Source organism: Rheinheimera sp., assembly GCF_036568245.1.
Classification (GTDB): domain Bacteria; phylum Pseudomonadota; class Gammaproteobacteria; order Enterobacterales; family Alteromonadaceae; genus Alishewanella.
This window is the reverse complement of the sequence record NZ_DATCSY010000186.1, coordinates 1-6549: the sequence shown is the minus strand read 5'-3', so window position 1 is coordinate 6549 and position 6549 is coordinate 1. Positions and strand designations below refer to the sequence as shown.

General features: G+C 54.0%; 3 protein-coding genes. 2 read left to right on the top strand and 1 reads right to left on the bottom strand.

The features are described from left to right. Both VIN66_RS08475 and VIN66_RS08470 read left to right on the top strand, forming a co-directional pair. Positions 1-4745 (top strand): beta strand repeat-containing protein (locus VIN66_RS08475; RefSeq protein WP_331923571.1); only part of this gene is annotated, 4745 nt, incomplete at its 5' end. A 139-nt stretch (positions 4746-4884) separates the two neighbouring features. Continuing rightward, positions 4885-5766 (top strand): hypothetical protein, encoded by an 882-nt coding sequence (locus VIN66_RS08470; protein ID WP_331923570.1) that lies wholly within the window; start codon positions 4885-4887, stop codon positions 5764-5766. On the opposite strand, the gene VIN66_RS08465 is transcribed toward VIN66_RS08470, so the two are convergent. After that, positions 5756-6549 (bottom strand): methyl-accepting chemotaxis protein (locus VIN66_RS08465; protein ID WP_331923569.1); only part of this gene is annotated, 794 nt, incomplete at its 5' end. The genes VIN66_RS08470 and VIN66_RS08465 overlap by 11 nt on opposite strands.

Sequence of the window (6549 nt, the reverse complement as noted above, 5' to 3'; positions counted from 1 at the left end):
CCGCACCTGCCAATGACGGCGGCACGGCCATTACCACTTATACCGCAACTGCCAGCACAGGTGGGGCTACAGGCAGTTGTGCTGGCCCGGCAGCCTGCAATATTACGGTTAACGGCTTAACCAATGGTACGGCATATACTTTTACTGTCACAGCGACGAATGCTAAAGGCACCAGTGTTGCTTCTGCAGCCTCTAATGCTGTAACACCCAAGGCAGCCCAGACCATTACTTTCGCCAACCCGGGGGCGCAAAACTTTGGTACTACACCTACGTTAACCGCAACATCAGACTCTGGTTTAACCGTAACCTTTAGTTCATCCACAACCGGGGTTTGTACTATCAGTGTCGGCGGAACATTAACCTTTGTGACAGCTGGCAGCTGTACTATTAATGCTGACCAGCCGGGGGATGCTGCCACTAATGCTGCGACAACGGTTTCTCAAACCTTTACGGTCAATGCGGTAGCGCCGGGCGCGCCAACGATAGGTACGGCCACTGCGGGTAGTACCCAGGCATCTGTGACCTTTGCGGCACCGGCCAGTAGTGGCGGCGCGACGATTACCAGCTATACCGTTACGTCAAACCCCGATGGCTTCACCGGCACAGGTGCAGGCTCGCCCATTATAGTAACAGGCTTAAATAATGGTACCGCCTATACCTTTACCGTAACCGCCACTAACACGGCAGGTACCGGCGCGGCATCAGCAGCCTCAAACTCCATTACACCGGCAGCGCCACAAACCATTACCTTTGCCAATCCGGGCGCACAGAATTTCGGCACTACGCCAACACTGACGGCAACATCTGACTCAGGATTAACGCCAACCTTTACTTCATCAACCACAGGAGTTTGTACGATCACAACTGGCGGAGTGTTAACCTTCGTCACGGCAGGTACCTGCACTATTAATGCTGATCAAGCGGGTAATACATCTTATCTTCCTGCTACTCAGGTTAGCAGATCTTTCACCGTTAACCCTGTAGTTCCCGCGGCACCAACCAGCCCGGTAGCAACGGCGGGCGATACTCAGGCCAGCGTTGCCTTTGTGGCGCCGGTGAATACCGGCGGCTCCGCGATTACCAGCTACACAGTAACAACAAACCCGGCGGACGTAGCACCAGTAAATGGCGCTGCATCGCCGATAGTGGTAACCGGCTTAACCAATGGCCAGGCCTATACCTTTACTGTCACAGCAAATAATGCGGCCGGCACTGGCCCTGCGTCGGCAGCATCCAACTCAATTACACCGGCAGCTATCCAGACTATTAGCTTTGCGAATCCGGGAGCACAGAACTTTGGCAGCAGCCCAACCCTGACGGCAACCTCGGATTCAGGTTTGACACCAACCTTTACCTCGTCCACTACTGCTGTTTGTACCATTACCAGCGGTGGCGCTTTAACGTTTGTAACAGCAGGTAGCTGTACCATTAATGCCGATCAAGCCGGCAATGCGAGCTATTTGCCGGCAACCCAGGTTAGCCGGACCTTTGCCGTTAATGCGGTTCTACCGGGCGCACCGATCATAGGTTCTGCGACTGAGGGCAACACCCAGGCGACGGTTAACTTTGCTGCACCTGCCTCTAATGGTGGTGCCGCCATCAGCAGCTATACCGTGACGTCGAACCCGGGCAACTTTACTGCCTCCGGGGCCAGTGCGCCATTAACCGTTACCGGCTTAACCAATGGTACGGCTTATACCTTTACCGTTACCGCTACCAACTCTGCCGGTACCAGTGCTGCATCAGGTTCATCAAACAGTGTGACACCGCAACAGTCGAATCGCGCACCCACTATTGGCGGGGCACCGGCAACAACAGTATTGCAAGGCAATGCCTACAGCTTTGTGCCAACGGCAAGTGATGCCGATAACGACACGCTGAGCTTTAGCATTACTAACCTGCCGGTTTGGGCACAGTTTAATACCAGCACCGGCGCGTTAAGCGGCACACCCACGGCTGAGCATATCGGCACCACTGCCGGTATCGTTATTACGGTCACTGACGGTGAAGCCAGCGCCTCGCTGCAAGCGTTCAGCATTACGGTAGCCAATGTGAATGAAGCGCCAGAAATTGGCGGCACACCTGCTACCTCAGTTAACGAAGGCGAAGCCTACAGCTTTGTGCCAACGGCCAGCGATGCCGATAACGACACGCTGAGCTTTAGCATTACTAACCTGCCGGTCTGGGCCAGTTTTAATCCTGATAACGGCGCTTTAACCGGTACACCGACTGCTGAGCATGTCGGCACTACCGCAGGTATTGTGATTAGCGTGTCTGATGGTAAAACCAGTGCTTCACTGCCTGCCTTTAGCCTGCAAGTGATCAATGTAAATGCAGCGCCAACGGCGGAAGATGACACTATCACGCTATCGTTTAACAACGACGGCATCTACCTGCTGGATGTTCTCGGCAACGATACCGACCCTGATGGTGATAACCTGACAATCAGTTTTGCCAGCGCCAGTATTGGCACAGTAACCGCAGAAGACGGCTTGCTACAGTATACTGCACCACAGAACTTTAGTGGCACAGTGGCCATGAGCTACAGCGTTAGCGATGGCGAATTCAGTGACACGGCCTCGGTGAATCTGAGCATAGACGGCAGCAATCCGAACGCGCCGGTGATTACTGTACCGGATGATCTGACGGTGAATGCTACCGGTCTGTTTACAAAGGTGGATGTAGGCGTTGCCACAGCGCACGACAGCGACGATCAGCCTATTGCCGTTAAGCTGGATAAAAATACGCTGCAGTTTGCACCAGGCTTACATCAGCTGTACTGGTCAGCGACGGATAAAAATGGTGTCAGCAGTACAGCAACACAGCTGCTGCAAGTACAGCCGCTGGTATCGATGAGCAAAGCACAAACGGTTAAAAACAACAGCTCTGTCACCGTTAATGTGTTACTTAACGGTGAGTCTCCGGTCTATCCGGTTGATATCACTTATAGCGTCAGCGGTTCTGCCAACGCAGCTGATCACAATCTTACTGACGGCAGTGTGCAGATAACCTCGGGGTTAAGCGCCAACATCAGCTTTGATGTCTATGCCGATTTAACCGACTCGCCGGTGAAAGACATTGTCATCAGCCTTGATAGCGCACTGAATCCGGCTGCCGACGCCAGTGTTACAGTTAGCGTGACTGAGGGTAATTTACCCCCCACAGTCAGGTTGACGGTGATGCAGCAGGGCATTGCTACGTCGCTGGTTACGCCAAACGCAGGCCCGGTAACACTGCTAGCAGAGGTAAGTGACGCCAACCCAGAGGATAGCCATAGCTTTATCTGGACGGCAGCCGGGGTGGATGCAACCAGTACAGACGCTGCCAGCATCTCTTTGGATCCAAGCGGCTTGGTTGGCGTGCAGCGTGTTCAGGTGTCCGTTACTGACTCCGCTAATGCTAACGTGGTGGCATCAGCGTATTTCCGCGTCATTGATGCTCTGCCTGTGTTGGGCTCAAACAAAGACAGCGATAAAGATGGTATCAACGACCTGTTAGAAGGCAGCGGCGATAACGACGACAACGGCATTCCGGATTATCTGGACAATATGCCATCGAGCAATATTTTGCCGCAGCAAGGTAACAGCACTAACGCCTATCTGATTGAGTGTGATCCGGGCGTACGTTGTGGTCTGGGCTTGTTTGCCCGCAGCAGTAACTCAGGCGGCGTACAAATTCTTGACGAAGAACTTGGCACTTTGGACGACCTGATCGTTGACCCGGCCTTTGAACCTGTTGGCGGGATTTTCGATTTCACCGTCCGCGATCTGCCTACGCCGGGTCAATCAGTGCGTATAGCTCTGCCACAACGCTCAGCTATTCCGGCCAATGCGGTGTACCGCAAATTCCAGCGCGGCCAATGGATAACCTTTACCCAAGATGACGCCAATGTGTTGCATTCCGCAGCAGGCTCGCCTGGTTATTGCCCACCACCTGGCTCTGCTGAATGGCAGCCTGGCTTAATTGCTGGCAGTTGGTGCGTACGGTTAACTATTGAAGATGGCGGCCCTAACGACGACGATGGCGTAGTCAACTCCGCCGTAGTTGACCCGGGTACTGTCGCTATGCCGATTACCGTCAACAGCAGGCCACAGGCTGCAGCTGACAGCTTTAGCGGACAATGGAACCAGGTACTGCAGCTAACCGTACTGGACAACGATTCCGATGCTGATGGCGATGCGTTAAATATCAGTCAGGCCATTGCAACCTTTGGTACTGTTGCAATAAGCGAAGATGGCCAAAGCCTATGGTATACACCGCCGCAGAACTTCATTGGTGAGGATACGCTCAGCTACACCATCAATGACGGCAATAATGCCAGCGCCAACGCCGCAGTAACAGTTAACGTGGTGTTCAACTCAGCACCGGTGCTGGCTGACAGCAGTGCCAGTACCGACGATAAAACGCCGATTGATATCAATGTGTTACAACATGCCAGCGATGCCGACGGTGATACGTTAAGCATCAGTAGTGCCACAGCACAAACCGGTACTGTAGCTATAACAGCCGCTCAAACGCTGCGTTATACACCTAAGGCCGGGTTTAGCGGTACTGACGAGATCAGTGTGCAAATCAGTGACGGCCGCGGCGGCACAGCGCAAGCCAAAGTAAGTGTCACTGTACAGGCAGTGCCGCCGGTAGTGACACCGCCAGAGAAATCTTCAGGCGGTGCGTTCAACCCGTGGCTGCTGGCATTGTTGGCGTTGTCAGTCCTGCGCCGCAGCAGATACAACCGCCGCCGTTAAAGGCAGCGTAACAGGCTAAGTAAAGGCACCTTCTGGTGCCTTTGCTTTATCTGTACGGCAATATCGTTAATACTGGGCTCAGATAGCTGATCTACACTCTTGCGTCTGAGTGTCTAAGTCACCACTGATGGAGGCCTGCATGAAATATATCCGCCAGCTCAGCCCTACCCGGCGGCTGTTTGTCGTATTGCTGGCGATATTGGCGCTGGCTGCGGCGCTGTACAGTGGTATTTTACAGCAGCGCGTGGTTAACCCGGCATTGGCGCCGCTGGATAATAAAGCTCATTCGGTGTTGCAGCACAGCCTGCTACTGAGCAGCGCCTCTTTCGCTACCGCCCGGCTGATAGACCGCGGCATTGCTTTTGTATCAGAAGCTGAAGTCGGTGTCGGTGTTGCCAGTGTCAAACCGGGCCAGTTACTCAAGCCGCTGCAGGATATGGCGGTAAGGTATTCTGATTTAATGGTTATCGCCATGACATCTATTGGCTTACAGCTATTCTTACTCGAGTTTGCCAAGCTGGCGGCATTGCCCCTGTTTGGCAGCGGCATTTTGGTATCTACTCTGCTGGTATTAGTGGGGCCTGCCAGCTGGCGGGCCAGCAGCACCTATTTACTGCGGATTTTTATCGCTGCGCTATTGGTGATCCGTATTGGCGTGCCGCTGGCCGCTTTTGGCGTGGCTGAGTTGTCAGACTGGGTGCTGGAGCCGCAGCGTATTGCGGCAGAGGCGGCGTTAACCGGTGAAACGGCTGCGTTGCAGCGGGTTGAACAACCCGTTACCAGTGCAGACGATGGCTCACTGAGCTGGCTGCGGCAAATGGCGGCCAAAGCCAATGACATGTTCTCAGCGATGAAAAGCTTTTCCGACACCATGGTGGAAAAGCTTATTCAGCTGATAGTGGTGTACAGCCTGCAGACGCTGGTATTTCCGCTGTTGTCGCTGTGGCTGCTGTGGCATCTCGGCCGCTGGTTTGTCCGCCGCCCACTGCCACAGCCATTAATACAAGCCATTACACCTTAAAGCGCTGAACCAAAGCACTCAGCCGTCGCTCCAACTCGGTCAGCTCTCCGGTTGAACTTGCCAGCTGCGAGGCATTATTCGCCGCCTGATCGGCCAGTTGGGCAATTTCATGGATACTGCGGCTGATATCACCCGCTACCGCGGTTTGCTCTTCAGCTGCAGTTGCAATCTGGATATTCATCTGGGTAATAGTGCTGACCGATTTGGTAATGGTTTGCAGCGACTCACGGGCCTGATCAGCCTGCGCCACAGTCTGGATAGACTGTTCACGGCCGCGCTGCATTACCTGCACGGCATCTTTGGTACCCTGCTGAAACAGGTTGATCATTTGCTGAATTTCATTAGTGCTTTGTTGGGTGCGGGTCGCCAGTGTGCGGACCTCATCAGCCACTACTGCAAAACCACGGCCCTGCTCGCCGGCGCGGGCAGCTTCAATGGCAGCATTTAAGGCCAGTAAGTTGGTTTGTTCGGCGATACCACGGATCACGTTAACAACAGAACCTATCTGGTCGGCATTGGCGCCGAGCTTTTCAATCGCATCACCGGCGGTGTTAACTTCTTCGGCTAATTTATTTATCGAGCTAATAGTCTGGGCCACACTTTGCTGCCCGCCGACGGCCTCTTTATCAGCATCCTGTGCCGCACTGGCGGCCAAACCAGCGCTACTGGCCACTTCCTGCACGGCAGTAGACATTTGATAAACCGCAGCGGCGACTTGTGTGGTTTCCGCCTTTTGCGTACCGGCGTCCTGATCAGTCAGACTGACAATTTGCTGCATCGTTG

What these genes read in the sequence shown, in the direction of transcription:
- VIN66_RS08470 (WP_331923570.1), top strand. Translation starts at nt 4,885, where the DNA reads ATGAAATATATCCGCCAGCTCAGCCCTACCCGGCGGCTGTTTGTCGTA.